General features: G+C 75.1%; 24 protein-coding genes and 3 tRNA genes. 7 read left to right on the forward strand and 20 right to left on the reverse strand.

What is annotated here, in order from left to right; genetic code table 11:
- The 9 genes from MNZ27_RS13355 to MNZ27_RS13395 all read right to left on the reverse strand — a co-directional run.
- A partial coding sequence (locus tag MNZ27_RS13355; RefSeq protein ID WP_242394582.1) for a GNAT family N-acetyltransferase occupies positions 1 to 1,174 on the reverse strand: 1,174 nt, incomplete at its 3' end.
- Complete coding sequence (locus tag MNZ27_RS13360; RefSeq protein WP_242394583.1) at positions 1,174 to 2,355, reverse strand: DegT/DnrJ/EryC1/StrS family aminotransferase; 1,182 nt, start codon at positions 2,353 to 2,355, stop codon at positions 1,174 to 1,176. The genes MNZ27_RS13355 and MNZ27_RS13360, both read right to left, overlap by 1 nt.
- A complete protein-coding gene (locus tag MNZ27_RS13365) occupies positions 2,352 to 3,485 on the reverse strand; it encodes a GNAT family N-acetyltransferase (protein ID WP_242394584.1) in 1,134 nt (377 codons plus the stop codon). The genes MNZ27_RS13360 and MNZ27_RS13365 overlap by 4 nt, the downstream gene beginning before the upstream one ends.
- Positions 3,486 to 3,491: 6 nt before the next feature.
- Positions 3,492 to 4,511 carry a gluconeogenesis factor YvcK family protein gene (locus MNZ27_RS13370; RefSeq protein WP_242394585.1) on the reverse strand — a complete coding sequence of 340 codons (1,020 nt, stop codon included), beginning with the start codon at positions 4,509 to 4,511 and terminating at the stop codon, positions 3,492 to 3,494.
- A complete protein-coding gene (locus MNZ27_RS13375; RefSeq protein WP_242394586.1) occupies positions 4,508 to 5,899 on the reverse strand; it encodes an exopolysaccharide biosynthesis polyprenyl glycosylphosphotransferase in 1,392 nt (463 codons plus the stop codon). The genes MNZ27_RS13370 and MNZ27_RS13375 overlap by 4 nt, the downstream gene beginning before the upstream one ends.
- Before the next feature lie 186 nt (positions 5,900 to 6,085).
- Positions 6,086 to 6,820 (reverse strand): CpsD/CapB family tyrosine-protein kinase, encoded by a 735-nt coding sequence (locus tag MNZ27_RS13380; RefSeq protein ID WP_242394587.1) that lies wholly within the window; start codon positions 6,818 to 6,820, stop codon positions 6,086 to 6,088.
- 18 nt (positions 6,821 to 6,838) lie between these two features.
- Positions 6,839 to 8,206: a GumC family protein gene (locus MNZ27_RS13385; protein WP_242394588.1), complete on the reverse strand. Its 1,368-nt coding sequence runs from the start codon at positions 8,204 to 8,206 to the stop codon at positions 6,839 to 6,841.
- 11 nt (positions 8,207 to 8,217) lie between these two features.
- Positions 8,218 to 9,348, reverse strand: a complete 1,131-nt coding sequence (locus MNZ27_RS13390; protein ID WP_242394589.1) for a hypothetical protein — start codon at positions 9,346 to 9,348, stop codon at positions 8,218 to 8,220.
- A 42-nt stretch (positions 9,349 to 9,390) separates the two neighbouring features.
- Entirely contained in the window at positions 9,391 to 9,966 is a 576-nt protein-coding gene (locus MNZ27_RS13395) for a polysaccharide biosynthesis/export family protein (RefSeq protein WP_242394590.1), read from the reverse strand.
- Positions 9,967 to 10,292: 326 nt separating this feature from the next.
- Here MNZ27_RS13395 and MNZ27_RS13400 point away from each other — a divergent pair, with 326 nt between their 5' ends.
- Complete coding sequence (locus MNZ27_RS13400) at positions 10,293 to 10,484, forward strand: hypothetical protein (RefSeq protein WP_242394591.1); 192 nt, start codon at positions 10,293 to 10,295, stop codon at positions 10,482 to 10,484.
- 230 nt (positions 10,485 to 10,714) lie between these two features.
- On the opposite strand, the gene MNZ27_RS13405 is transcribed toward MNZ27_RS13400, so the two are convergent.
- The 4 genes from MNZ27_RS13405 to MNZ27_RS13420 all read right to left on the reverse strand — a co-directional run bounded on the left by MNZ27_RS13405 (position 10,715) and on the right by MNZ27_RS13420 (position 16,267).
- Positions 10,715 to 12,175 carry a sigma-54-dependent transcriptional regulator gene (locus tag MNZ27_RS13405; RefSeq protein ID WP_242394592.1) on the reverse strand — a complete coding sequence of 487 codons (1,461 nt, stop codon included), beginning with the start codon at positions 12,173 to 12,175 and terminating at the stop codon, positions 10,715 to 10,717.
- A gap of 197 nt (positions 12,176 to 12,372) precedes the next feature.
- Positions 12,373 to 14,091 (reverse strand): SpoIID/LytB domain-containing protein, encoded by a 1,719-nt coding sequence (locus tag MNZ27_RS13410; protein WP_242394593.1) that lies wholly within the window; start codon positions 14,089 to 14,091, stop codon positions 12,373 to 12,375.
- A 491-nt stretch (positions 14,092 to 14,582) separates the two neighbouring features.
- Entirely contained in the window at positions 14,583 to 15,233 is a 651-nt protein-coding gene (locus MNZ27_RS13415) for a methyl-accepting chemotaxis protein (RefSeq protein ID WP_242394594.1), read from the reverse strand.
- Between the two features lie 107 nt (positions 15,234 to 15,340).
- Positions 15,341 to 16,267, reverse strand: a complete 927-nt coding sequence (locus MNZ27_RS13420) for an aminotransferase class IV (RefSeq protein WP_242394595.1) — start codon at positions 16,265 to 16,267, stop codon at positions 15,341 to 15,343.
- A 197-nt stretch (positions 16,268 to 16,464) separates the two neighbouring features.
- Here MNZ27_RS13420 and MNZ27_RS13425 point away from each other — a divergent pair, with 197 nt between their 5' ends.
- The gene (locus tag MNZ27_RS13425) at positions 16,465 to 16,920 is read left to right on the forward strand and encodes a hypothetical protein (protein ID WP_242394596.1); all 456 of its coding nucleotides are present in this window, start codon (positions 16,465 to 16,467) and stop codon (positions 16,918 to 16,920) included.
- 107 nt (positions 16,921 to 17,027) lie between these two features.
- A tRNA-Lys gene (locus tag MNZ27_RS13430) sits at positions 17,028 to 17,100 on the forward strand.
- Positions 17,101 to 17,141: 41 nt separating this feature from the next.
- Here MNZ27_RS13430 and MNZ27_RS13435 read toward each other — a convergent pair.
- The 6 genes from MNZ27_RS13435 to MNZ27_RS13460 all read right to left on the reverse strand — a co-directional run bounded on the left by MNZ27_RS13435 (position 17,142) and on the right by MNZ27_RS13460 (position 22,755).
- On the reverse strand, positions 17,142 to 17,801 hold the full coding sequence (locus MNZ27_RS13435; protein ID WP_242394597.1) for an OmpA family protein: 660 nt from the start codon (positions 17,799 to 17,801) through the stop codon (positions 17,142 to 17,144).
- A gap of 3 nt (positions 17,802 to 17,804) precedes the next feature.
- Positions 17,805 to 18,437, reverse strand: a complete 633-nt coding sequence (locus MNZ27_RS13440) for an OmpA/MotB family protein (RefSeq protein ID WP_242394598.1) — start codon at positions 18,435 to 18,437, stop codon at positions 17,805 to 17,807.
- Complete coding sequence (locus MNZ27_RS24040; RefSeq protein ID WP_242394599.1) at positions 18,434 to 19,189, reverse strand: motility protein A; 756 nt, start codon at positions 19,187 to 19,189, stop codon at positions 18,434 to 18,436. The genes MNZ27_RS13440 and MNZ27_RS24040 overlap by 4 nt, the downstream gene beginning before the upstream one ends.
- 15 nt (positions 19,190 to 19,204) lie before the next feature.
- The gene (locus MNZ27_RS13450) at positions 19,205 to 20,101 is read right to left on the reverse strand and encodes a tetratricopeptide repeat protein (RefSeq protein WP_242394600.1); all 897 of its coding nucleotides are present in this window, start codon (positions 20,099 to 20,101) and stop codon (positions 19,205 to 19,207) included.
- A gap of 13 nt (positions 20,102 to 20,114) precedes the next feature.
- A complete protein-coding gene (locus MNZ27_RS24045; RefSeq protein WP_242394601.1) occupies positions 20,115 to 21,497 on the reverse strand; it encodes a FliG C-terminal domain-containing protein in 1,383 nt (460 codons plus the stop codon).
- 376 nt (positions 21,498 to 21,873) lie between these two features.
- The gene (locus tag MNZ27_RS13460; RefSeq protein WP_242394602.1) at positions 21,874 to 22,755 is read right to left on the reverse strand and encodes an endonuclease/exonuclease/phosphatase family protein; all 882 of its coding nucleotides are present in this window, start codon (positions 22,753 to 22,755) and stop codon (positions 21,874 to 21,876) included.
- A gap of 311 nt (positions 22,756 to 23,066) precedes the next feature.
- Between MNZ27_RS13460 and cysK the strand changes: the two genes are divergently transcribed.
- The 4 genes from cysK to MNZ27_RS13480 all read left to right on the forward strand — a co-directional run bounded on the left by cysK (position 23,067) and on the right by MNZ27_RS13480 (position 25,163).
- Positions 23,067 to 24,002, forward strand: coding sequence for a cysteine synthase A (gene cysK, locus MNZ27_RS13465; protein WP_242394603.1), 936 nt, complete (start codon positions 23,067 to 23,069; stop codon positions 24,000 to 24,002).
- A 180-nt stretch (positions 24,003 to 24,182) separates the two neighbouring features.
- On the forward strand, positions 24,183 to 24,875 hold the full coding sequence (locus tag MNZ27_RS13470) for a sterol desaturase family protein (RefSeq protein ID WP_242394604.1): 693 nt from the start codon (positions 24,183 to 24,185) through the stop codon (positions 24,873 to 24,875).
- 69 nt (positions 24,876 to 24,944) lie between these two features.
- Positions 24,945 to 25,017 (forward strand) — tRNA-Glu (locus tag MNZ27_RS13475).
- Between the two features lie 70 nt (positions 25,018 to 25,087).
- Positions 25,088 to 25,163 (forward strand) — tRNA-Glu (locus MNZ27_RS13480).
- Positions 25,164 to 25,299: 136 nt separating this feature from the next.
- Here the strand turns inward: MNZ27_RS13480 and MNZ27_RS13485 are convergent.
- A complete protein-coding gene (locus tag MNZ27_RS13485) occupies positions 25,300 to 25,905 on the reverse strand; it encodes a TetR/AcrR family transcriptional regulator (protein WP_242394605.1) in 606 nt (201 codons plus the stop codon).
- Between the last annotated feature and the right edge of the window lie 107 nt (positions 25,906 to 26,012).

Consider the following 26,012-nt stretch of genomic DNA (forward strand, 5'->3'; position numbering starts at 1 on the left):
GCCGGAGCGCGGCCCAGGCCCGCCTTGGCGTCGCCGCCCGCGCGAGCCCGCGCGCGGCCCCCCAGGCCACGTCCGCCGCCGCGCCGGCGGTCGCCCGGAGCGAGGGCGCGCGGACCCGGACGGCGCACAGCTCCCGCCGGTCTCGCGCCCAGTCGAGCTTGTACGGCTCCTCGCCGCGGAGGAAGTCGTAGTAGCGCAGCCCGCGGGCGTAGGCGTCCTCGACGGTCCGGCCCGTGAGGACCAACCCCGGGCTTCGAGCCGACCACTCCGGGTCGTAGCCGGACTGGTAGAAGTGGAACGTCCCCGCCGCCTCGATCCCGTAGACCGCCGCGATGGCGCGGCCGCCGGCGAAGAGGCGGTAGAGACGCAACCACCCCCGCGCGGCGAGGCGGCGGGCGGCGTCGCGGTGGAAGTCCTCCGCGGCGGGCGGGATCCCGTAGCTCCCGCCCTCCGCGGCCCAGCGCAGCCGGTGCAGCCGGAGGAAGTCCTCGACCGCGGGGCCGGCCTCCTCCGGCGTGGTCGCGACGTCGATCCGGAACCCCGGCTGCCGGGCGAGCCAGCGGGCCCTCCGACCGTACGTCTCCCGGCGCCGGACCCCGCGCAGGTGCGCGTCGAACGTGCCGCGGACGGCGAACCCCGGGCAGGCGAACCGCCGGACCGTCTCGACCGCGAACCCGCGCGGCCCGAGGACCTGCTGGAGCGCCGCCGCCGTCGGCGAGCCGAACGACACGTCCTCGAGGTCGAGGAGCTCCCAGCCCCCCGCGGCGAGCGCACGCGCGAGGGCGCTCCGGACGAGCGCGCCGGCGCCGGGACGGGCGAGGACGTCCAGCCCGTCGGCGCCGGTGAGGCCGTTCCCGAGGAGCTGCCAGCGCCTGATCCCCGGGAGGGCGGGGCGCGAGGCGAGCAGGAGGAGGCCGTCCAGGCGCCCGCCCGGCCCGCGCGCCTCCAGGATCCAGAGCGCCCGTCGCCCCCCGAAGCGCCGCCACCAGGGCACGAGCCACTCCGGCGACGAGAACGGGCTCGCCGTGGGGGCGACGTCCACCAGCGCGGACCACTCGGGGACGAGCGCCTCGAGGCGCGCCGGATCGTGCCCGCCACGGACCTCCGGCGCCGCGGCCTCCACGCTCGTGGCACCCGCGCGCGGCGAGCGGTCGATGCGCGGAGGGATCGCCATCAGGTCAGGGCCTCCCACGCGCACCGCGCGACGAACGCCATGTCCTCCGGCGAGAGATCCTGGTGGACGGGCAGCTCGAGGACGCGGCGGCGGAGGGCCGCCACCTCGGGGAAGGCCCCGGTCGGGCAGAGCGGGTGCCCCCTCCGCCAGAAGTCCACGGTCTCGATGCCCCGGGCGGCGAGGCGCGCCTTCACCCTCGCCTTGTCCTCGCAGAGCAGCGGATAGAACAGCGGCGACACGCCCGCGGGGAGCTCGGCGAAGATCGGCGGGACCCGCTCGCGGAGCCGGCCGAGGAGCAGGAAGTAGTTTCTCCGGCGGGCGGCCACCACCGCCGCCGCGTCCACCCGGCGCGCGATCACCTCGGTGAGGCGGCTCATCCCGAGGTGAACCGCCCCGAGGTCGAAGCGGCTCGTCCCCGTGGAGATGGGCCGAAGCCCGGTCGCGCGGCGCACCGCCCGGGAGGCGCCCCGCGCCGCGAGCCGCAGCGCCACGCCCGCCTCACCGAGGCGGTACGCGGCGTTCGCCACCAGCGCGCCCGCGGCGTGGGCGAGCGTCGAGCCGAGCGGGGCGCCCGCCGGCGTCGGGGCGGCCGACGCGACGCCGCGCGCGTTCACGACCAGCGCGCCGCCGTTCGGCACCGGCAGCGTCTTGTAGAAGCAGAAGATCCCGATCTCCCCCATGGAGCCGAGCGCCCGCGTGCCGTCCGCCGACAGGAGCGCGAGCGCGCAGTCCTCCACCACGGGGAGGCCGGCCCGGCTCGCGACGGCGCGGACCTCGTCCATGGGCTGGGGGAAGCCGGCGTAGTGGATCACGTAGATCGCCCCGGTCCGGGGACCCACCTTCGCGGCGAGGTCCCCGAGGTCGAGGCGCATGCGCGCGTCCACCCGCACGAAGCGCGGCACCGCGCCGGCCGCCACGAGCGCCGCGATCTCCACGCCGTGATGGTACGCGGGGACGAGCACCTCCCGCCCGGCGAGGCCGAGCAGGCGCACCGTGTGGAAGACGGCGTTCCGCGCGAAGTAGAAGCAGGTCACGCGCGGCGCGCCGAGCGGGAACGGCGGCGGGCGCTCGGCGGTCAACGGCGAGAGCAGCCCCGGCCACAGCGTCGGGAGGGCCGGGATGAAGCGGCGGCGGCGCTCCTCCAACACGGCGACGCCGCGCGACGGGGTGGCGCCGGTCATCGCCTCCACCCGAGCACCTCCTTCGCGAGCGGGCGCAGCCGGTGCTTCAGACCGTGCCGCACGCGCCCCGCGAGCGAGGGCCGGTACACGTAGAGCCAGTCGTGGGGCCTGTGCCCGGGCCGCCAGTCCCGCTTCCACTCCATGTCCGGGCCGAGGAAGTCCAGCGCGGCGAGCCCCCTCGCCTCGCACTCCGCGACCACCTCCCGCTGGAGGAGCTGGCCGGGCGACAGCGTCCCGAGCCGCTCGTCGTAGGTCGTCTTCGGCAGGTAGTAGACCCCCCGGTGCACGAGCCCGAGGTGGATCGCGATCGGACGGCCGTCGAGGGCCAGAGCGCGGATCGCGAGCGCACCGCGGGCGGCGGCGTCCCGGGCCACCCGGACGTAGAACGCCACCAGGCGCGGATCCTCGGCGATGGCGGTCCCGCGCGCCCCCTTCCAGCCCGCGCGCTCGAGCGCGAAGAACTCGCCGAGCGCGCCGGACAGGTCGCCGGTGCCGTCCTCGCGGAGGACCGACACCGCCCCGCGCTCGCCGAGGCGCCGCGCGCGACGGCGGAGGTTCGCCCGGAACCCCGGCGAGGTGCGGGCCTCGGCGCCGCGGCCGCCGAGCTCGAGGACCGGCGTCCTGAGCGACTCCCAGCGCCCCGTGACGTGTCCGTCGGCCCGGGCGAGCGGCTCGAGGAGCGTCGAGGTCGGGCCGTCGCGCGGGAGGTCGCGGAGGACGAGCACGTCCCAGCGCACCGCGTCGCGCAGGTGCGCCCAGAGCGAGGCCACCGCGGCAGGGGCGTCCGCCCCGAGCGCCCACTCGAACCGGCAGGAGTGCTCGTTCGCCGGCGCGACGAGGCGCACCACGCCGCGCGATCGCTCCTCGAGCAGCGGCGCGAGCCCGATCGCGGCCCCGCCCCCGTCGCGGGCGACGAGCACGCGGAGGCGCCCCTCCGGCGCGAAGGCGTCGAGCCACGCCGCGAGCCACTCGTGCCGCACGAACGGCAGGTCCGCCGGCCCCCGCGCCACCACCGCGTTCCACTCGTCGCGGAGGGCGTCGAACGCGGCCCGGCCCTCGAGCGCCTCGACGAAGGTCGGCCGCCGCAGCGCCGGTGCGGTCGCGAGGGGGCTCTCGCCGAGCGGGCGCATCGGCCGTCACCGCGCGCGCGCGATGGCGAGGAGCGCCCGCGCGAGCTTCTGGGGATCGTGGCGCCCGGACCCGCGGGGCTCGAGGAGATCCGTCACGACCGGGACCACTCCGAGGCCCTCGATCTCCGCCCGGTCCACGGCCACCGGCTTCCCTCCCCGGGCGGCGGCCGCCGCGACGACGCTCGCGGGCAGCGGCGGGCGGTGGACGAGGGCGACGTCCACCACGTCCCCGAGCTGCTCCTGCACGGCGGCCACGTGCTCCGCCGCGGTGCAGCCGTCGGTCTCGCCCGGCTCCGTGAACAGGTTCACGACGAGGACGCGCGTCGCGCGCGTCGCGCGGAGCGCCTCGGCGACGCCGCCCCCGAGCAGGCTCGCGATCACGCTCGACCAGAGGCTCCCCGGCCCGAGCACGACCAGGTCCGCCGCCCGGATCGCCTCGAGCGCCTCGGCCGGGGCCGGCGCCGGGCCGGCGAGGCGGAGCGCCGCGATCTCGCCCCGGGCCGCGGCGATGGCCCGCTCGCCCCGGACCAGCCGGCCGTCGGCGAGCTCCGCGAGGAGCTCGACCGGCCCCTCCGCCGCGGGCAGCACCCGGCCCCGCGCCCCGAGCAGCTTCCCGGCGACGGAGACCGCCCGGGACAGGTCGCCGAGCCGCTCGGCGAGCGCCGCGAGCACGAGGTTCCCCACCGTGTGGCCGGCGAGGTCCCCGTCGCCGCGGCCGAAGCGGTGCTGGAACAGCGCGGCGAGCGGGTTCGGCGCGGAGGTGAGCGCGACGAGGCAGTTGCGGGCGTCCCCCACCGCAGGGACCCCGTACCGCAGGCGCAGCGCGCCGGAGCTCCCGCCGTCGTCGGCGGTGGTGACGAGCGCGGTCACCGCCACCGGCCGCCCCTCCTCCGGCTCCACCCCCGGCGCGAGGCCGGCGAGCACGCGCGGCAGCCCCGTCCCGCCCCCGGCCGCGACGACCCGGAGCGGCGCCGGCTCCGCCGCGGGGGCCACGGGCAGCGACGGGACCACCTCGAAGCTCCTCATCGCGCCCCCCTCCCGAGCAGCACGACCTTCGCGGTGGCGAGCAGGCAGACGAGGTCGAGGAACAGCGACGTGTTCTTGATGTAGTACAGGTCGTACTCGAGCTTCTGCGCCTGCTCCTCCATCGTCGAGCCGTAGCCGTAACGGAGCTGCGCCCACCCGGTGATCCCCGGCTTCACGAGCTTGCGCAGCGCGAACAGCGGCCAGCGCGCCTCGAGCTCCGCGAGGAAGACGGCGCGCTCCGGCCGCGGCCCGACGAGGCTCATGTCGCCCCGCAGGACGTTCCAGAGCTGCGGCAGCTCGTCGAGCCGCGCCCGGCGGAGGAACCGCCCCACCGGCAGGACCCGCGGATCGCCGTCGGTGGCCCACGCCGCGCCGAGCCTCTCCGCGTCGCGGCGCATCGTCCGGAACTTCCAGATCCGGTAGGCGCGCCCGCCGCGCCCGGTCCGCTCCTGCGAGTAGAGGATCGGCCGGCCGTCCGCGGCGGCGATCGCCGCCGCGACGAGCGCCATCACGGGGACGGCCAGGAGCAGCATCGCCGCCGAGGCGGCGACGTCCACGAGCCGCTTCAGCGTCCGGGTGGTCCGCGACACGCGGAAGCCCTCGTCGAAGATCAGGGCGGACGGGCGGACCAGCGCGAGCGGGATCCGCTGGAGCACCGCCTCGGCGAAGCCGACGTCGTCCACGACGCTGTACCCGCAGGTCCGGAGCCGGAGGAGCGCGTCCACGGGGAGGCCCGCCCGCCGGTCCTCCATCGCCACGACGATCACCTGGGCGCGCTCCCGCCGCGCCAGGTCCCCGATCGGCCCGTCCCGGAGCAGCGCCGGGTCCACGGCGGGCGGCGCGCGGCTCCGCTCCGGCGCGGCGAAGCCGACCACCTCCCAGAGCCCCTCGGCCTCGCGCTCCACCGCGCGCGAGAGGTCGCGCGCGCGGGGACCCGCCCCGAGGAAGAGGACCCGCGTCGGCGCCCCCACCACCGCCGGCATCAGGGCGCGCGCGGCGATCACGCCGAGCGCGCCACCGGCCGCGGCGACCACCAGCGAGCGGTGGAGCATCCACCCGGGCACCACCACGAGCAGGACGAGATCCGCGACGGCGAGCGCGATCACCGCGACGCCGAGCGCCCGGAGGAGCCGCCGGCCGTCGACGCGGTCCCGCACCGCGGCCTGCAGGTCGTACAGGTCCCCGAGGTACAGCGCCCCCGCGAAGAAGAGCGACGCGAGCCCCGCGCGCAGGATCGCCGGGGCGACCGGGGCGACGGCGCCGCCGGCCTGCGCCGCGACCGGGCCGAGCGACGCGCCGGCGAGGAGCGCGAGGACCAGGACCGTCTCCTCCGCGAGGAAGTAGACCGCCTTCTGCGGGGAGAACCAGTGATTGAAGACCCGGACCAAGCCGCCCCCTCCGACCCCGCCGCCCCGCGCGCGACCCGCGCTCACCAAACCTGGGACGGTGCGCCCGCTCCGCACATCACCCGGCCGAAGTCTCCTCCTCCCGGCGCCGCTCCCCGCGGGACCTCCGCACGCCACGCGCGGGCGCGGCGCGCACCGCGCAGGAGCGCTCGACCGGGGCCGTGCGCCTCATCCCACGCGCCGATCGACCGCCGCGGGCGCCGCCTCGGGGCCGTCGGCGTACAGCCACGACACCCGCCCGCCCGCCGCCGCGTCCACGTCGTTCAGGACCACGCCGACCGCGCGCTCGCCGAGCGCCTCGAGCGCGATCCGGACCACGTGCCGGGGCGTGACGCCCGCGCGGATCACCAGCACGGCCGCGTCGGCGGCCGCGGCGAGCCGGTCGCCGTCGGCGAAGGCGAGGGCCGGGGGCGCGTCCAGGATCACCAGCTCGTGCGCCGCGCGGAGCTGCTCCATCACCGCCGGCAGGCGGGGGCTCCGAAGCGTCGCCGCCGGGTCGCGCACCTCGCCGGCGCAGAGGATCGCGAGCCCTCCCGCGCGCACCACCGCCTGCCCGAGCTCGGCCGCGCCTTCGAGCACCTCCCCGAGCCCCGGGCGCGGCGCGAGACCGAAGAGCCCCGCCAGCGTCGGGCGGCGGAGATCGCCCTCGACCAGCACCACGCTGCGCCCCTCCTGGACCGCGGTGAGCGCGAGGTTCGCGGCGGTGGTGGTCCGCCCCTCGCCGCGGCCGGCCGAGGTGATCGCGACGACCCGCGTCGGCCGACGCGCCGCGAGCCGGAGGAGGCGCTGGTACAGCACCCGGTACTGCACCGCCGCCGGGGACTCCGGATCGGCGAGCGCGACGAGCCGGGCCTCGGGGGCCGTGGTCGGGTGGGAGGTCTGCAGGGTCTCGGCTGGGATCATCGTCTCTCTCCTCTCGCGCTACGCGCCCTCGCTCCGCCGCGGGCCGATCCGCGGGATCGCGGCCAGCACCGGCACGCCGAGCGCGCCGGCGTCCTGCGGCCCCCGCATCGAGCCGTCCAGCCATTCGGCGGCGCCGCCGGCGGCGAGCCCGGCCACGACGGCCGCCAGCACGGCGAGCATCGCCATCCGGCCGCGGTCCGGCGCCGCGGGTCGAGTCGGCGCCGTCGGCGCCTCGACGGTCCGGAAGAGCCGCCCGCCGTCGGCGGCGAGCAGCTCCTCGGCGGCGGCCGCGTCCGCGCGCCGCGAGACCGTCGAGGCGTACTTCGCCCGGACGACCTCGTAGTCGCGGGACAGCGCGGCGAGCTCCTGGCCCCACTGCGGCGCCGCGTCGACGCGCCGCTGGTACGACGCCAGCTCGCTCGAGAGGGCGGTCACGGCCGCCTGGTGCTCCCGGAGCTCGCCGTCGATGCGGGCGAGGTGCTGCTGGACCCGCTCCTTCTGGAACCGGTCCACCTCCTCGTCGCGCCGCGCCTGCGCCTCCTCGACCTCGCGCCGCGCCCGCTTCACGTCGGGGTGATCGGGCGAGTAAGCGGCCTCCGCCGCCTGGAGCTTCCGCTGCGCGGCGTCGAGGGCCGCCTCGCTCATCCCGGGCACGCTCGGCCCCTCCGGGATCGACGCCAGCAGCTCGCTCCGGCGGCGCCGCGCGTCGGTGATCGCGCCGAGGTGCATCTCGATGAGCGCCTGATCCCGGGCCGCCGCGCGGGAGTTCGTCTCGATCATCTCCGGCAGCTCCGGCGCGTGCTGGCGCTTGAAGTCGAGGATCTTGCGCTCGTGGCCGGCGAGCTCGCCCGCCATGGCCGCGGTCTGGGCGTCGAGCGTCTCGCGCAGCGCGCGCGCCTGGCCGGCGAGCACGTCGCGCGTGAGCTGCTCGTAGTACCGGGGGAGCAGCTCCGCCGCCTGCTTCACCTTCACCGGATCGGGGCCGCGCACCTCGACGACGAACAGCAGCGCGGGCGGGCCGCCGGGCACCTCCCCCTCGAGGCGCACCTCGGTCCGCTGCCGGAGCCGCTCCACCGCCTCGTCCGGGCCCAGCTCGGAGAAGATCCCGGTCTCCCTCGCGACCCGCTCGAGCACCGGACGCGCGAGGACCCCGTGCTTCACCGTCCGCATCCGGTCCTCGAACGGCACGATCCCCTGGGCGGGGAAGAAGTCCACCGGCAGCCGGCGCGGCTCGATCTGGACGGTCGAGGCGGCGGTGTACTCCGCCGGCGTGAGGAGCGTGATCGCGAGCCCCGCCGCGAGGACGAGCGCGCCGGCCAGCAGCGCCACCTTCCGCCGGCGCCTCAGGGCCTCGAGCACGTCCTGCAACGTGTAGGTCCGTTCCATGTCCCGCTCCCTCACCGCACGTCCGAGCTCCAGCCGAGCCTGAGCCCCACCGTCGTTCGCCGCAGCGTCGCGGTCTGCACGTCGAGCCGGTCGTAGTGGCTCACGTGCAGCGCGAGGCGCAGCGGCCGGGCCACGCGCCAGCCGAGCTCGCCCGCCGCGGCGTAGCCCGTCGTGGCGTTCGCGCCGCTCGGGGCCTCCCCCGAGCGCCAGATGCCGCCGTCGCCGCGCACGTCGAAGGTGCGCGTGGTGCCGAGCCGGCGCACGAATCCGACCTCGATGGAGTCCACCAGCCCCGGGCGGGCGGTGGTGCCGATGCCGAGCCCGTGCTGGAGGCCGACCCGGAGATCCCACTGGCGATTCGAGAGCTGGAGCTCGACGCCCGCCTCCGGCACGAGCGCGCGCCCGTCCGGACCGGACCAGTACGCGGGGCCCGCGAAGGCGTCGGCGAGGAGGTGGCGCGAGAGCCGGTACCGCGCGCGCGCCCGGAGCCCGTGGGAGAACGCGAGGGTGTCGGCGCCGGGCTCGAACCCCTGGTACACGCCGAAGGCGTAGGCCCCCCCCAGCGAGAGCCTGCGGTCGAGGCGGTAGAGGAGCTCGGCGCCGGGCGCGTGCATGGCGCCGCCGTTCTGGTCCTGGAAGATGACGGTGCGCTCCGCCACGGTCACGGCCGCGTCCACCCGCTCGGTCACCCGGTAATCGCTTCGGCCGCGCGCCTGGAGGACCCACGCGGACTGCTCGCCCGCGCGGAACACGCCCATCTGCGCGAGGCCGACCGGGTCGAAGGCGTGCCCGCCGCGCGCGTCCAGCGCGACGACGAGCCGCCGCGAGGGGGTCGCGCTCAGCTTGACGAGCCCGCGGTGGTTCCAGATCCCGCCGGGCGCGAGCCGGTCGTAGAGGAGGAAGTCGCCGAGGTACAGGCCGTCGAGCTCCCACAGCGGAGCCCGCAGCCGGAGCCCGAGCTCCGGGGAGATCCGACCGGTCCGGTCCCCGCGGCCGTCGTACAGCGCGTTCGAGTCGTAGCCGCCCTCGAGGGTGAGGCGGGCGATGGGCTCCGCCTCCGTACTCGCCGCCGCCCGAGCCGGGCCGAGCAGGACGGCGGCGCTGGCCATCGCCGCGATCCCGATCCGCCCGAGCACGCCCATCGCCCGCCTCCGCCTCGCGCTCCGTGGAGCCCCGACGTCCCGCTACGGCACGTACAGGACGTCGCCGCCCCTGACCCAGAGCGCACCCGCCGCCTCCCCCTTCACCAGCTCGCCGTAGGAGAGGCGGACGCGATCGGTCTTCCCGTCCTTCCGCTGCCGGATCCAGTAGACGTCGTCGCCCCCGAACTCGGTCTTGCCGCCGGCGAGCGCGATGGCCTGCACGACCGTCATCGGGCCGCGCAGCGTGAAGCCGCCCGGCTTGGTCACCTCCCCGAGCACGTAGACCCGCGCGCCGTTGATCTCGCGCACGAGCACCGCCACCGCGGCGTCCTGGATGTAGGGCGCGAACGCCTTCGCGAGGCCGGCCTGGAGCTCTGCCGGCGTCCGCCCCGCCGCCTCCACCTCGCCCGCGAGGGGCAACGAGATGCGTCCGTCGGGCCGGACCGGCACCACCCGGGTCAGCTCCGGCTCGTGCCAGACCACCACCTCGAGGACGTCCTCGCGCCCGATGTGGTACTCGTCCGCGTCGGGGCGCTCCCCGGCCAGCTCGGAGACGCCCCGCGACGCGCAGGCCGCGAGCAGCCCCGCCAGCGACAAAGCCCAGCCGCCACGCGCCATGCGATCGCCTCCGCGGGCCGCTCGCCCGTCGTGTCGACCCCGACCTTCGAGCACTCTCCGTGCCACGTCCGGCCGCCGGCGTTCGCCGCGCCCCCGCCGGGCGCCAGCGACGCCGCGGATCACCGCGCCGGCAGGCGGTCCCGCGCGCGCCGCGCCGCGAGGCGCACGGCCGCCAGGCGAACCCTCGGTTCGAAGCAGCGGAAGCGCATTTCCCTCCAGTGGAACGAAAGTGCCTGCGTTGCCGGCGCCGCCGCGGCGCCCGACGTTGGGAGAGAGCGGCGCGAGACGAGGGGCGGTGCGGCCCGCGGCGCGCCCGGAGGGCGGCGATGCTCAGGGCGGCGGGCTGGACGATCGGCCTCTTCGGGGTCGGGATGATCATCTGCCAGCTCTACCCGACGTCCTGGATCGAGCCCGTGGTCCTGTTCGGGCTCGGCGTCGCGCTCCTCGCGGTGAGCGCACGGACCGGCGTCGGGCCCCGCAAGCCGCGCGCCGTGGCGCCGAAGGAGGCGGCGGCCTGAAGGAGGGCTCAAGGCCCGTCAAACAATCGACGGGCCTTGACCATCTAGGAGGGGCGGACCGTCGCCCGCCCCTCGCGCCCGAAGTGAATTCGGGCGCTTCACCCCACCCGCCGCCCCGCTCACGCGGGTCGGCCTGAGAGCTCGTCGAATTCTTCGACAAGCTCTCAGTGCATCGGGTCCCGGGCGCCTCGTGATCGCGCCCGCTGCCTGCGGCCTGTCGCCTCCGGGGCCTACTCGATCGTCGCCGCGTCCCGCGGGTCGACGATCCCGCAGTCCTTGATCTTGTAGAGCAGCGCCTTGTAGCTGATCTGGAGCCGCTTCGCGGCCTTCCGCTTGTTCCAGCCGCTCCGCATCAGCGCGCGGAGGATCGCCTCGCGCTCGGCGATGCGCGCCGCACGGCGTGAGACGTCCTTGAGCGGCGCGTCCTCCGGCAGGGTGGCGTGCAGCGCCGCGTCGGGGCGCGCCGCGTTGAGGGCGACGTTCGAGAGCGGCGCGGCGAGGGCGGGCGCGGCGGCCGGTGGACGCGGTGGACCGAGCTCGCCGAGGACCATCGCGGGGTCCCGCAGCACGACGAGGCGCCGCACGAGGTTCTCGAGCTCGCGGACGTTCCCCGGCCAGTCGTGGGCGTGGAAGCGGTCCATCACCTCCGGTGGGATCGCCTCGAGGCCGCCGTGGTACCGCTCCCGGTACTTCTCCACGAAGTGGCGCACGAGCGGGCCGATCTCCTCCTTGCGCTCCCGCAGCGGCGGCACGCGGATCGTGACGACGTTGAGCCGGTAGAAGAGGTCCTCCCGGAAGGTCCCCTGTCGGATCGCCACGTCGAGGTTCCGGTTCGTCGCGACCACCACGCGGGCGTCCACGCGAACGGAGCGCTTGCCGCCGACCCGGTAGAACTCCTCGTCCTGCAGGACCTGGAGCAGCTTCGCCTGGAGCCGCGGGTCCATCTCGCCGATCTCGTCGAGGAAGATGGTGCCGCGGTGCGCCAGCTCGAACTTCCCGGGCTTCTCCGCGTGCGCGCCGGTGAAGGCCCCCTTCTCGTGCCCGAACAGCTCGCTCTCGAGCAGCTCGCCCGGGAGCGCGGCGCAGTTGATCTTCACGAACGGCCGGCCGGCGCGACGGCTCGTGGCGTGGATGCGCCGCGCGATCACGTCCTTCCCGACGCCGCTCTCCCCGACGAGCAGGACGGGGACGTCGGTGTCGGCGATCCGCTCGACCAGCTCCCAGACGCGGCTCATCGCGCCCGAGACGACCGGGAGCGAGGCCACGGGGTCCGGGTCCGGATCGGGCGGTGGGCGGTCGGCGACCTCGGGCGCGCGCCGGACGGGGCCGTCGAGCGCGCGGCGCAGCACCAGGTCCAGCTCGGTGGGCTCGAACGGCTTGGGGAGGTAGTCGGTGGCGCCGAGCTTCATCGCCCGTACGACGTCCTCGGCCTGCGAGAGGGCGGAGAGGACGATGACGGGGACGACGGGATCCCGCTCGCGGATGCGCCGCAGCACCTCGAACCCGTCCGGCTCGGGCATGACCAGGTCGAGCAGGATCGCGTCCGCGCCGGCGGCCGACAGCGCCGCGAGGGCCTCGGCGCCCCCCCCGGCCGCGCGAACCCGATGGCCGGCCGCCCCGAGAAAGGCCGCGAGCGCGGTCCGGGCGGCTTCGTCGTCGTCGATGACGAGCACGTTCCAGTGGTGTTCCATCCGTCTTCCGCAGGTGGGACGATCGCTTGCCCCGGCGAGAAGTTGGAACGACCTCGCCGCCCCGGCACCGGCCCGAACGCGGTGACGGGCAGGCAGGCGACCGGGCGGGTGTGCTCGACGCGCGGGCGGCGTCGCGTGGCGGATCCTCCGTGCGTCGCCGCCGCCCGCGCGGGACGGGGCGACACGCGGGGTCATGCTCAGTAGATGCGGGCGACCTCCGCGCCGGAGTAGTAGGCCCGCAGGATCTCGCGGTACCCCTGCCCGGCGCTCGCGCGTCCGACGGCGCCCCACTGGCACATGCCCGCGCCGTGGCCCCAGCCGCCGCCGCGGAGCACGAAGGCCGCGCCGTCGCGCTCGACCACGAACATCGCCGACGGCAGGTTCCGCAGGAGGCGGCGGATCTTCAGCTCTCCGGCGACCTCGGCCTCGCCCGCGTCGCCCTGGATCGCGAGCAGCCGCGCGCGGCCCGACACGCCCCGCGACCGGATGACGAGGGCGCGGACGTGCCCCACCCCGAGCGGCGACGCCAGCGCGTCCAGCTCCGCCGGTTCCAGGCGCCGCTCCCACCGGAAGTTGTGCGCGCCCGCCGGGCGCCGGCAGTACGCGCCGCTCGCGCCGGCGAGGAAGGCGCGGAGCCGCGCCTCGTCGGCGAGGTCCGCCGGGACGTCCCGCGCCTCGTCCGGCGGCAGGTCCGGCCGGCCGCGCAGGCTCGCCGACGGCGCGCCGCCCCAGACCTTGTCGTTGTCCTCGCCGTGGCCGCCGCAGCTCGCGGAGTACACCGCGTCCACGAGGGTGCGCTCCGCCTTCCCGAACAGCGCCTCGCCGCGCGTCGCGCGGACCGCCTCGTCGGAGCGCGCGGTCCGGGCGCCGTCGCCGCGGTACGCCTGGCAGTGGACCTCGGCGCACAGCATGAAGGGATCCGTGAGGTGACGTGCGCCGAGCTGGGCGAGGACGTTCGAGCGGGCGGTGACGGCCTGCGCCTTGAGCGCCTCGAGCGGCACCGACGCGGGCATCTCGCTCGGGACGAGGCCGCGGAGGAGCTCCTCGAGCGGCACGCCGTGCACCGCCGCCAGCGCGCCGCCCGCGTCGAGCGTCACGTACAGCCGCCCGACGTAGGTCCGATCCTCGCGGCCGCGCGCGACGGGGCCGCGCTCGTGCTCGACGCGCTCCACGACGAAGCCGGCGTCCCCGTCCACGACCAGCGTCATGGCCGCGTCGGCGGCGCCGAGGAGGTCGCCGCCCTCGCCGACGAGCTCGAGCCGTCCGCGCGGCCGCCCCACCACCTGCCCGTGGAGCCGCGCGTGGACGCCCGTCCGGGCGCGGACCTCGTCGATCGCCGCCTTCGCCGCCGCCACGGTGCCGTCCGTGTCGGCGAGGAGCAGCTCGCGGCGCACGTCCACCACGCGGCCGGCGATCCCGTACAGCCCGCCGACGATCCGCGTGACGACGCTCAAGCCCAGGGCTCGCCACGTCCGGCGCTCCTCGTCCAGGCGCGCCCGCTCGGCGAGCGGCGCCTCGTCGAGGAGCGCGGACCAGGCGATCACGGCGGGTGTGGCCTCGCGCGCGCGGACGCGGAGCCGCGCGCCGGCCGGGAGCTCCACGACGGCGCCGCCCCGGAGGAGCACGCGCGCGCGTGCGCGCGGCCGGAAGGCGATCTCGCGTTGCCCTTCCATGAGCCGGATCGCGACGAGCGGCTCGCCTCCGGTGGCGAACTCGAGGCGGTGTCCCCAGAGCAGCTCGAGCGGATCCGCGAGGTCCGCGAAGGGCGGAGGCGGCGGGAGGTCGGGCGCGGGGAGCGGCGGAGGAAGCGCGGTGGTCGGTGCGGACCCGGGCGCCGGAGGCGGGGGCGGAGCCGAAGCACCGTCACCGTCACCGTGACCGTCACCGTGACCGTCCCCCGTGCCCGGCTCCCGCATTCCGTGACCCGTGGCCCGTGGCCCGACATGAGGCGCGCAGACCGAGGTCGCGGCCGGGTCCGGGTCCGGGGCTGGGATCGGAGCCGAAGCACCGTCACCGTCACCGTGACCGTCACCGTGACCGTCACCGTGACCGTCCCCCGTGCCCGGCTCCCGCATCCCGTGGCCCGTGGCCCGTGGCCCGACATGAGGCGCGCAGACCGAGGTCGCGGCCGGGTCCGGGTCCGGGTTCGGGTCCGGGGCTGGGGACGGGTTCAGGTTCGGGGACGGGGACGGGGCTGAGTCCGGGTCCGGGTTCGGGGCCGGGTTCGGGTTCGGGTTCGGGGACGGGGCTGGGGACGACGTCGCGATCGTCGGAGGTGTTTCCTGATGCGTGACGTCCGAGGCCTGAGGCCGCTCCTGCCGAGCCCCGCCTTCGCCGCCCGCGCGCGCCGACCCGCGGCCCGCGAGGCACGCGGCGACGAGCAGGAGCGCGGTGAGGTGCGCGCGGGTCACGGCGCGATCCGCCGGTGCTTCTCCGCCGCCATCGCCTCGAGCTCGGCCGCGGCCCGCGTCCGGTCCGCCCCGCTCGCCTCCGCGGCGCGCAGCGCCGCCGCGACGGCGAGCAGCCGGTCGCGCTCACCCGCCTCTCGCGCGCGGAGCGCCTCGATCATCCCCGCCACCTCGTCCCCGAGCTCGACGAGCAGATCGCGCGCCCGGAGCGGCCTCGGCGCCGAGAGATCCCCCTCGGCGACCCGCCGGCACGCGGCGCGGAGCGCGTACGCGGGCCCGGCGATCCGGTGCGTGATCACCACCGCCGCCGCGAGCAGGCACGCCACCACGGCGGCGAGCGCGACGGCGACGAGGACGATCCGGACCCGATCCTCGCCGGCGATCGTGGGGCCGAGCGACGCGTCCAGCTCGGTCCCGGACAGCTCGAGGAGCGCGCTCGTCTCCCGCCACGCCTCCCAGAGGAGGTAGCCGAGCCCCGCGGAGAGGACCACCGCAACCGCGAGGAGGCGGCGCGCGAGCCGGAGCTGCAGCCCCGTGTCGAGGAGGTAGTTGCGGAGGCGCCGCGCCCCGCGCCGCGGCGCGACCTCGACGTCGGGCGCGGCATCGGATGCGGCGTCGGGCGCGGCGGGGGCGGTCGAGCCGGGCTCCATGTCCGTCCGTTCTACCGCGTCCCCGGGGCCCGCGGCGAGGCCTCGTCTCGCGAGCGGGGCCGTCGCCGCGCGCGCAGGCTGCGCCTTCCGCCGCCGGGTCGGACCGGCTATCCGAGCATCGCGCTCGGCGGCCCACCGGCGAGCCGCCGGAACGCACGGTGAAGGCGCGCCGTCACGGGTCCCGGCCGGCCCGCCCCGACCGCGCGCTCGCCGAGGCGCGTGACGGGCACGATCTCGCGCATCGTGGACGTGATGAACACCTCGTCGGCGGCCTCCAGCTCCGGCGGGCGGAGCGGGACCTCGTCCATGGGGATCCCCTCCGCGCGCGCGAGGCGGAGGACCACCCCGCGCGTCACGCCCTCCAGGATCCCCGCGGCGAGCGGCGGCGTGCGGACGCGCCCGCCCGCCACCACGAACACGTTGGACGACGAGCCCTCCGTGACGAAGCCGCGCTCGTCGAGGAGCAGCGCCTCGTGGGCGCCCCGCGCCCGCGCCTCGCGCACGGCGAGCACGTGGTTCAGGTGCGCGCCGGTCTTCGCCGACGGGTCCACCACCGCCGCCGGGGCGTGGCGCACGCCGACCACGACCGCCTTCACGCCCTCCACGTAGGCGCTCGCGGGCGGCGCCGGCAACGGCTGCACGATCACGACGGCCGCCGGATTCACCGCGAGCGCGGGGTCGAGGCCGATCTCCCCCGCCCCGCGGGTCATCACCACGCGCACGTACCACTCACCGACGTTCCAGGGGGCGGCGTCCGGGGCCGGCGCGGGGTCGCCGCCCGCGGCGCGCGCCGCTGCGAGGGTGCGCCCGATCTCGCGGGCGGTGCGCGGCGCGTCCCACGGCGGCGCGAGCCCGATCCGCTCCGCCGAGTGCGCGAGCCGGGCGAGGTGCGCGTCGAGCTCGAAGGGCTGGCCGCGATACGTGCGGATCACCTCGTAGACGCTGTCACCGTACAGGAAGCCGCGATCGAACACCGACACCCGCGCCTGCGCCGGGGGGACGATGTCGCCGTCCACGTTCACCAGGGTCGCCATGCCCTTCCTTTACCGCTCGACCGGCCCTGCGCGCGCGTCGGGCGTCGTCTCCAGGCCGCCGGGCCCCCCGGCTCCGCCCCGTCCCCGGGGTGCAGCTCGCCCCAGTCCGCGCACCCTCCCCGGCCCTCCAGGGATCCCCGAGTGATCCCGGCCGTTTTCTTGACCGACCCTCCGGGCGGCGATATCCACCGACATCGATGGAAGCGGCGATCGAGTGCACCCACTGCAAGGTGGTGATGACGAGCTGGTCGGCTCCCGGGAGCCCGATCCGCTATTACCAGTGCCCGTTCTGCCAGCGGACCCACTCGTCCCTGTACGGCGAGGTCTTCCGCCGCCGCGCCGGCGCCCGGATCCTCGACGCCGCGCCGCGCCCGCCGGCGCCCCCCGCAGCGATCCCGATGGCCTCCGCGGAGGACATCCGCTGGGCGAGCGTGAAGCAGTCCGCGGCGCGCTGGTTCGCGCGGCTCGAGGCCGAGGTCCGCCGGAACGGCCGCTCCCCGCGCCCGCGCCCGGTCCGCCAGATCCGGCCCCCCGCCTCCCTGGCGCGCACGGCGAAGGCGCCTCGCACCGCCGCCGGGGCCGACGACATCCCCGAGCTCGATCCGGACGAGGTGATCGAGATCGCCTCGCCGCAGCACGCGCGCTGCCGTTGACCGCGATGGTCGGCGAGTGACCTGCACGATGCCTCGCGCGCGTGTGGCATCGCCGCCGAAAATCGGTACTGTAGGCGCCGGCCTCGCCGGTTCCGCGGCGGTGCCGCGGGGCGCTAGCTCAACTGGTAGAGCAGCGGCCTTTTAAGCCGTTGGTTCCGGGTTCGATCCCCGGGCGCCCCACCTCCCGATCGCCGCGTGCCGCCGGAAGCCCCGGGCGGCGCTCACTCCGCGTCGCCCGCCTTGCGCAGGATCTTGATCTCGATGCGCCGGTTCTGGGCCCGCCCCTCGGGCGTCTCGTTCGCCGCGCGCGGCCGGACGTCGCCGTAGCCGACGACCTGCAACCGGCGCGCGTCCACGCCGTTCTCGAGGAGCAGGCGCACCACGGACTGGGCGCGCGCGGCGGAGAGGTGCCAGTTGGACGAGAAGCGCCCGCCCCGCACCGGGATCGAGTCGGTGTGCCCCTCGACCCGGATGGTGTTCGGCAGCTTCCCGAGGATCGCCGCGACCCGCACGAGCGCGCCGCGGCCGGCGTCGGAGAGCGCTGCGTCGCCGCTCGCGAACGTGACCTCGGAGGAGAGGCCGACCGTCACCTCCGTCTCGGTGTTCTCGACGAAGGCCTTGTCCTTCTGGAACTGCGCGGCGATCTCCCGGGCCGCCTCCTCGAGATCCTCGCGCGGCTGCTCCCGGACGACCCGGGTGTTCGCCGAGACGGTGCGGAGCTCGTTCACGAGCTGCTGCTTCCGCTGGTCCGTCATGACGCTGAACGAGTACATGAGGATGAAGAAGGACAGGAGCAGCGTCACCATGTCCGAGTAGGTGACGAGCCAGAGGCTCGAGTCGTTCTCGTCCTCCGTCTGCCTCTTGCGGCTGAGCGCGATCACCGGTCAGCCCCCCAGGACCACGATCTCGACGCGCCGGTTCTGCGCGCGGTGCTCGGGGCCGTCGTTCGCGACGAGCGGGTGGAACTCGCCGTACCCGGCGACGGAGAGGCGCGTCCGGTCGATCCCGTGGTCCTCCAGGTACTGCGTCACCGAGATGGCGCGCGCGGTCGAGAGCTCCCAGTTGGAAGGGAACTCGGCGCTGCGGATGACGAGATCGTCGGTGTGCCCCTCGACGCGCAGCCGGCTCGGCGCCCGGGCCAGGACCGGCGCCAGCCCCGCCAGGACGCGCTCGGCCTCCGGCGTGAGGGACGCCTTGGCCTCGGCGAACAGGATGGCGCTCTTCATCCGGATCACGAGCCGATCCGAGGCGCGGTCCACCGCCATCGAGTCGGCGAGCCCGCTCTCCTTCACGAACTTCTCCACCTGCGTGACCGTCTCCACCAGGGCCTGGTCGCGCTGGGCCCGCTGCTGATCCTTCTGCGACTTCTGCGGCGCCTTGAGCCCGAGCACCACGAGCATCAGGATCGAGAAGATGAGGAGCTGCGTCATCAGGTCGGCGTAGCTGAAGAGCCACGCCGCGTCGTGCAGCGGGTTCGAGTCGTCCTCCCGCGACGCCCTGTGCCCGCGCGTCCTCATCCCCGCGCCGCGGTCCCGCCGAAGGCCTCGAGCGTCTCGCGCACGTACTCCGCGTTCTGCCCGAGCCGGATCGCGAGCAGGCCGGCGATGATCTCGTCCCGGCGCAGCCGCTCGTCGAGGTCGAGGGTGCGCACCTTGCCGGCGAGGGGCAGGAAGAAGAGGCCCGCCATCAGCACGCCGTAGAACGTCGCCATCAGCGCCACCGACATGCCCTGGCCGATCGCCCGCGGGTCGGTGAGCCCCTTCAGCATCTGGATGAGCCCGATGAGCGTGCCGACGAGGCCGAACATCGGGGAGTAGGTGCCCATGAGCCGGAACATGCGCTCCGCCGAGGACCGCTTCTCCGACAGGATCTCCGACTCGAGCCGCAGGAGCTCCTCGATCCGCTCGGCCGGGACACCGTCCACGACCAGCTGCACCCCCTTCACCAGGAAGGGATCGCGCGATCCCAGCGCCTCCACATCGAGCGACGCGTACCCCTGGGCCTTGGCCTGGCGGGCGAGCTGGACGAGCTCGGCGGTGACCTCCTTCGAGGTCTCGGTCCCCGTGAGGAAGAGCTTCTTCACCGCCGAGGCCGCGTGCACCGCCGTGATGCGGGAGGACGAGACGGTCGTCGCGGCGAAGGTCCCGCCCACCGCGATGAGCAGCGCGACCACGTTGGTGAAGATCGTGGCGTTGCCGCCCTTCGCGAGGACGGCGAAGTAGACGACCGATACGCCGACGACGAGTCCGAGGTAGGTGGTGGTTCGCACGGTTGGGATCCCGGTTCAGCGCCGCTTCAGCGCTTGCTTGGTGGTGCGGCCGTACTCCATGAGCGCCTCGCGCACCGCTGCGTTCGAGGGGTCGAGCTCGTTCGAGCGCCGCCACGCCACGACCGCGGCGTCCTTCTGATCGAAGAGGAAGTACAGCGACCCGAGGAACGCGTGCGCGACCGCGAAGTCGGGCAGCGCCGCGGCGGCCGCCCGGACGCGCTGCAGCGCGCCGAAGCTGTCGCCGTCGAGGTACGCGACGAGACCCATGGCGAGGTTGCGGTACCCCTCGAGCTGATCCTCGAGCGCCTTCTTCACCGCCCCCGACCGGATCGCGGCGAGCCGGCGCCGCACGAGGGGCGCGTCCACGCCGGGGAGCCCCTGCCGGCCCGCCTCGACGAGCGCCTTGTCCACGAAGAAGAGCCGGCGCTCCTCCCAGGTGACGGCCTCGAGGTAGGACGCGCGCGCGTCGTCGAGCGGCGCGCCGACCAGGCTCGCCAGCTTGGCGCGCATGGCGTCGGGCTCGAGCCCGCCCTCCGTCTGGTAGTACATGCGCACGGACTCGATGAGCGAGCGCGCCATCATGTCGCCCTCGGCGAGCAGCTCGTTCCGCTTCTCGAGGGCGTCCAGCGAGAGCCGCATCTGGGCGGCGCCCGGGCCGTTCCACCCCGTGTCGGCGCCGCCGTCGCTCGTCGCGGTGCTCCGCGTGAGGGACAGGAACGCCATCACCTGCTGGTCGGCCTCTGCGGCGGGGGCGCTCGCCGCCGTCTCCTTGCCGCCGCCGTCCTTCGCGGGCGCGCCCGCGTCGGACGCGGCGCCGGCCTGCTGCGGCTGGACGGGGGGCTTCGCCTGTCCGCCGCTCCCGGCGGGACGTGGCGCGGCCGCGAGCGCGGCCGCGAGGATGGCTCCGATCACGATGTCGTCTCCCTTAGGCGGCGCGCGCCTGCCGGACGTGGAGCTCGCCGCGCACGTTGAGCTGGCGCATCGCGTCCTCCAGGACCCGGCGCGCGGCCTCGATCTCCGCCGGTCCCTTCTGCTGCACGACCTCCTCCTCCGCCTCGAGGATGGCGCGCAGGCGCTTCGAGACGGCGCCGTGGACCGCCGCGCGAGCCTCGGGCGCGCCGACCAGGGCGAGCGCGACGACGCTCGGGTCGATCCCGGTCACGACCTGCCGCACCGACGCGTCGGCGAGGCGGGCCAGATCCTCGAAGAGCATCATCGCCGACCGGGCGGCGTCCGCGACGCCCTGATCGCGGACCGCGATGCCGTCCAGCACCTCGCGCCGGACGGCGTCCGGGACCTGGGAGAGGAACTCGGCCACGCGGGCGGGGCCGCCGAGCGGCACCCGGTCGCGGATGCGCCGCAGCACGGCGCCGGCCGCGGCCTCCATCTGCGCCACCTGCTCGCGCGTGAGGACGCGCGAGGTCGCGAGCGTGACGCCGATCTCGAGCCTGCGCTGCGCGGGGACCAGCTCCTCCATCAGCTTGGACGCCTCGCCGTCGAGCCCGAAGAGATCGACGATCGCCGTCGCGGTGGCCGCGTCGGCCTCGGCGACCACCTGCACCAGCTCTCGCGCGGTCGCGTCCGCGAGCACCCCGAACGCGCCCAGATCCTCGCGGCGCTTGCGAAGCTCCGCGCGCTCCGCCTGCGCGGCCGCCGCCGCCGGCGTGGCCGCCTCGCCGCCGCTCGCGCGCGCCGCCTGCGCACCCGCCGCGCGCTCGGCCGCGCTCCGCCGCGAGAGACCGAAGGCGAGGATCACCGCGGCCACGATCGCCGTCAAGCAGATGGCGACGACCTCGGACGTGAGCCTCGGGGCGGCCTGGATCGTCGCGGAGAGGACCGTCCCCGACGCCTGCCCGGGCAGCGTCGGCCGCTCCTCGACGACGACCTCGTCGCCGCGCGACTTGTCGACCCCTGCGAGGTCCGAGGCGAGGCGCGTGAGCAGCTCGCGGCGCTGCTTCGGCATGGCGGGGTCGACGAACAGGAGCACCGTCATCTGGTTGACCTCGGTCTCGAGCTGCCGGGTCACCTGCTCCACCACGCGACCGCCACCGCCGATGTTGATCTCCGGCACCACGGTGCCCTGGCCGCCGCCGTCCACCGTGCCGAAGCCGGGCAGCTTCACCCGGTTCTTGCCGCCGATCTTCACGTCGGGAGCGACGCTCTGCTGCTTCTCCCGGATCTCGTGGATCTGCCCGCGCAGGTCGAGCCGCACGGACACCTCGATCCGGAACGGCTCCGCCGGACCGGCGAGAGACTTCGTGAGCCAGTCGCCGAGCTGCCGCTGCAGCTCGATGCGGGCCGCGATCACCGCTCCGCTGCGGTCCGCAGTCGCAGCGCGCGCGGGGAGCGCCGCGAGCAGTCCCGCGATCAATACGACGATGTGCCCCCCACCCCTCGAGATCACCATTCTCTCGCCGTATCACGCATGGGGCGGGGCTCTTAGTGACATCGGTCAAAACGGGCGCAATTCTTTGACATATGCGACCTTCACCTTCACAAACCGAATACCCCTCGAACTGCGCCATTTCGCGCAAGATCCACACGCATGGGTGATTTCACCAATCGGACTGGGTGAATTCACCGAATTGGGGCAATTCACCGAGGCATTCCTCCGCAACGCACGAAACCCTCGACGCTGACGTCCCGAGCGCACCGCATGCTGGGCGCCCGGTCTCATGCATCAGCTACTCGAGCCCGAGCTCGAGCTGTAACAGCACCGGCCGATGATCCGACGCAGCCGCGATCTCCGCTCCGCCGATCACCTCGGCGGCGAGGATCGCGCCGGCCGAAGCCCTCTGGAGCGCGAGATGATCGAGGACGGCGAGCCGCCCGCTCCCGCTCCACGTCCAGCTCTGCTCGAGCGGCCCCGCGGCGGGCTCGCCCCACGCGCCGTCCCCGAGCAGGGGCGCGAGGGCCGAGCCGTCCGAGGAGTCGTTCAGGTCACCGCCGGCGAGCACCAGCACCGCGCCGCCGGTCGCCGCCGCGTCGGCGAGCTCCCGGAGCCGCGTCGCCTGGAGCGCCCGCCGCGTGCCGTCGTCGGAGAGCGGCGAGCTGAAGTGGCTCCCCACCACGACCACCCGCCCCGCTCCCCCGACGTCCACGTGCGCCTCCACGCAGTCGCGCGGCCAGAGGAGCCGTCCGGCCGCGTCGCGGTCCTCGCGATGGCTCACGTAGGCGACGACCGGGCGACGCGAGAGGAAGGCCACGTCGATGCCACGCGGATCGTTGCCCTCGACGAGCCGCGCCTCGGGGTAGCCGGCGAGCCGGGCGAGCGCCTCGAGGATCGCGGCGTTCTCGACCTCCTGCAGGAGGACGAGGTCCGCGTCCACGCGCCGGAGCACCGTCGCGACCCGCTCGAGCTTCGCGGCGACCTCCGGCGCGGAGGGCACGAGGTCCTGCTCGCCCGGCGGGGCGCGCCGATCCTCGGCGTCGAACAGGTCGTGCACGTTCCAGGTGGCGATCCGCACGATCCGCGACCCGGCCTCGCCGGTCGCGGGGTCGAGCGTGAGCGGGCCGCACGCGGCGGCGAGGAGGGCGAGGGCGAAGGACGCGGTCGGGCGAGCCATGCCCTCCGCGAGTGCAACGACGGCGCCGCGCCCGACGCACCAGGGACCGGCCACTTCGCGCGTCCGGACGGTGCGCGTCGCGGACGCACGGGGCGGGCGGCGTCCGTCCTGCGGCCGCCTGCGGCCGAGGCGCCGAGCCGCTTCTCCCGCCGGCGTCCAGGTCGCCGCGGAGCTCCGATCCGCCCCCGTGCATCCCGGACGCGCGCCGCCCAGCCCGGCGGCCCCTCCTCCGCTTGACAGGACGCCCGCCCGCCCGTACAAACCACCTCCGTTATAACGGATAGACCCGGCGCGCCGGGTCGGGAGCGAACATGCGGATCGCGGACGACATCACGAAGCTCATCGGGAACACGCCGCTCGTGCGGCTCAACCGGATCGTGGAGGGGGCGCGCGCCACGGTCGTCGCGAAGGTCGAGAGCTTCAACCCCGCGTCGAGCGTGAAGGACCGCATCGGCGTCGCCATGATCGAGGCCGCCGAGCGCGCGGGCCGGATCCGCCCGGACACGATCCTGATCGAGCCGACCTCCGGGAACACCGGCATCGGCCTCGCCTTCGCCGCCGCCGCCAAGGGCTACAAGCTCGTCCTCACCATGCCCGAGACGATGAGCGTCGAGCGCCGCAAGCTCCTCGCCGCCTTCGGCGCGAAGCTGCTGCTCACGCCGGGCTCCGAGGGGATGAAGGGCGCCATCGCCAAGGCGGAGGCGCTCGCGGCGCAGGACCCGCGCTACCTGCTCCTCCAGCAGTTCGAGAACCCCGCCAACCCGGAGATCCACCGCCGCACCACCGCCGAGGAGATCTGGCGGGACACGGACGGCAAGATCGACATCCTCGTCGCGGGCACGGGCACGGGCGGCACCATCACCGGCTGCGCCCAGGTGCTGAAGGCGCGGAAGCCGTCGATCCGGATCGTGGCCGCCGAGCCGGCCGACTCGGCCGTCCTCTCGGGCGGAAAGCCCGGGTCGCACAAGATCCAGGGATGGGGGCCGGGGTTCGTGCCGAAGGTCATGGACACCTCCCTCCTGGACGAGGTGATCCGGGTGGCCAACGACGACGCCGGCGACCTCGCGCGCCGCCTCACGCGCGAGGAGGGGATCCTCTCCGGCATCTCCTGCGGCGGCGCGGTGTGGGCGGCGCGGGAGGTGGCGCGCCGGCCCGAGAACGCCGGCAAGCTCGTGGTGGTGGTGCTGCCCGACACCGGCGAGCGCTACCTCTCCACGTGGCTGTTCGAGGAGGCGAAGCCGGCCTAAACGGCCGATCAGGGTTCGCGAACGGTCAGCGGGGAGGGGCCCCACCGGCCGAAGGTGTTCGCGAATCGCGAACCCTCGTTTAGCGCCCCACCCGGGCCCGCCCGACGCGACGACCTCGCCCTGGCCTCCTCACCCGCTCGTCCTCATCTCTTGGGAGCGGAGGTCGAGGAGGCCCTTGCCATGACCCGGCAGTCGCGCGCGGAGCTCCGCGAAGAGCTGCTCTCTCGGCTCCCGCGCTGGTACACGCCGTGGCTGCACCTCGCGTTCCCGGCGGCGTCCGGCCTCGGCATCGCGGCGTTCGCGCTCTCGCGCGTCGAGGGGCTGCGCGCCTGGCAGCTCGCGTGCGTGCCGCTGTTCCTCGCCTTCGGCAACGCCGTCGAGTGGCACGCGCATCGCGGCCTCCTGCACCGGCGGACGCGGTTCCTCGAGGTCCTGTACGTCCGCCACACGCCCCAGCACCACGCCGTCTACGTCGCCGACGACATGGCGATCCGCAGCGCGCGAGAGCTCGCGCTGATCCTGCTCCCCGCCTACGGCGTGCTCGCGCTCCTCGCGCTCACCTCGCCGATCGCCCTCGCGTTCTTCGGCCTCGGCCAGCCCAACCTCGCGGCGCTCTGGGTCGCGACCGTGGTCTCGTACGTCCTCGGCTACGAGTGGCTGCACCTGGCCTACCACCTGCCGGAGCAGGGCCGGATCGGCCGGCTGTGGCTCGTCCAGGCGCTCCGACGCCATCACCAGCTCCACCACGCTCCGCAGCTCATGCAGCGGTGGAACTTCAACGTGACGGTGCCGCTGTGGGACCTCGTGCGCGGGACGAGCTACCGCGCGCCGGGCGCGAGCGTTCTCCCTGGCGCGCTGCGCCGCCAGCCGTGATCCCGATTCGATGCGATGAGCCGACCAACGCCCTTTACAGGGGCTCGGAGGTCTTGTACTAGACCGCCCGACCCCATCGTCTAGAGGCCCAGGACATCGCCCTTTCAAGGCGGCAACCGGGGTTCGAATCCCTGTGGGGTCATCGCTGGAGTCGTCGAAGAGCCGCTGGAAGCGCAGCCGCCGAACGGAGCCGACCGGGATCACGAGTACCTGACCCCATCGTCTAGAGGCCCAGGACACGGCCCTTTCAAGGCTGTAACCGGGGTTCGAATCCCCGTGGGGTCACCACTACCGCTTTCAAGGCTGTAATCGGGTCATCACTACCGGCTTAGGGGCCTCCGGCGCGCGCTTCGCGCGCTGACGATGGCTTCGCCCGTCCCCGAAGTCCAGGGACACGCGCTGCGCCCCCAGCCCCCGAATCGCGTCAGGCCTTGTACGCCCGCAGGAACATCGTCACCGCGCTCCGCACCGTCGCGGCGATCTGCTCGGGCGTGGGCGGAGGGATCACGCCCAAGCGCACCTTCATCACCAGATCCCCGTGGCACAGCATGACGAAGTGCACCGCGGCCGTGCGCGCGTCGTCGATGTTGCTCAGGATGCCCTTCTCGGCCTGGCGGGCGAGGTACGTGGCGACCGTGTCGATCGTCAGGCACGCCCCGCGCTCGTAGAACATCTTCCGGATCTCGGGGAGGTTCATCGCCTCGGCGGCCGACCGGTGCAGCGCCAGCGCGATGGGCGAGACGAACACCGAGGTGAGGCTCTCTCCCGCGCGCTGGAGCGCGTGTTCGATGTCGTCCTCCGGCCTCTCGACGAGCGCGGACTGGAGGGCCTCGCGCATGTTGTCGGCTCCCTCCGAGAAGGCAGCCAGGAAGAGTGCCGCCTTGTCCGCGAAGTGGTTATAGACGGTCGCCTTCGAGACCCCAGCCCGGGCGGCGATCGCGTCCACGCTCGCCCGCTCGAAGCCGAGCTCGAGGAAAGTTTCCCGCGCCCCCGCCAGGATCTGGCAGCGCTTGCGGTCACACCGTTTCAATGTCGCCTCGCCCACGTCACTTAAACTGAACCGTTTAGTCTTGACTGTCAACGGTCATGCGACTAAGCAGTCCACACTCCGCCGGGCTCTCCGTCCGGCCCACAGCA

The organism is Anaeromyxobacter oryzisoli (genome assembly GCF_022690765.1).
Taxonomy (GTDB): domain Bacteria; phylum Myxococcota; class Myxococcia; order Myxococcales; family Anaeromyxobacteraceae; genus Anaeromyxobacter; species Anaeromyxobacter oryzisoli.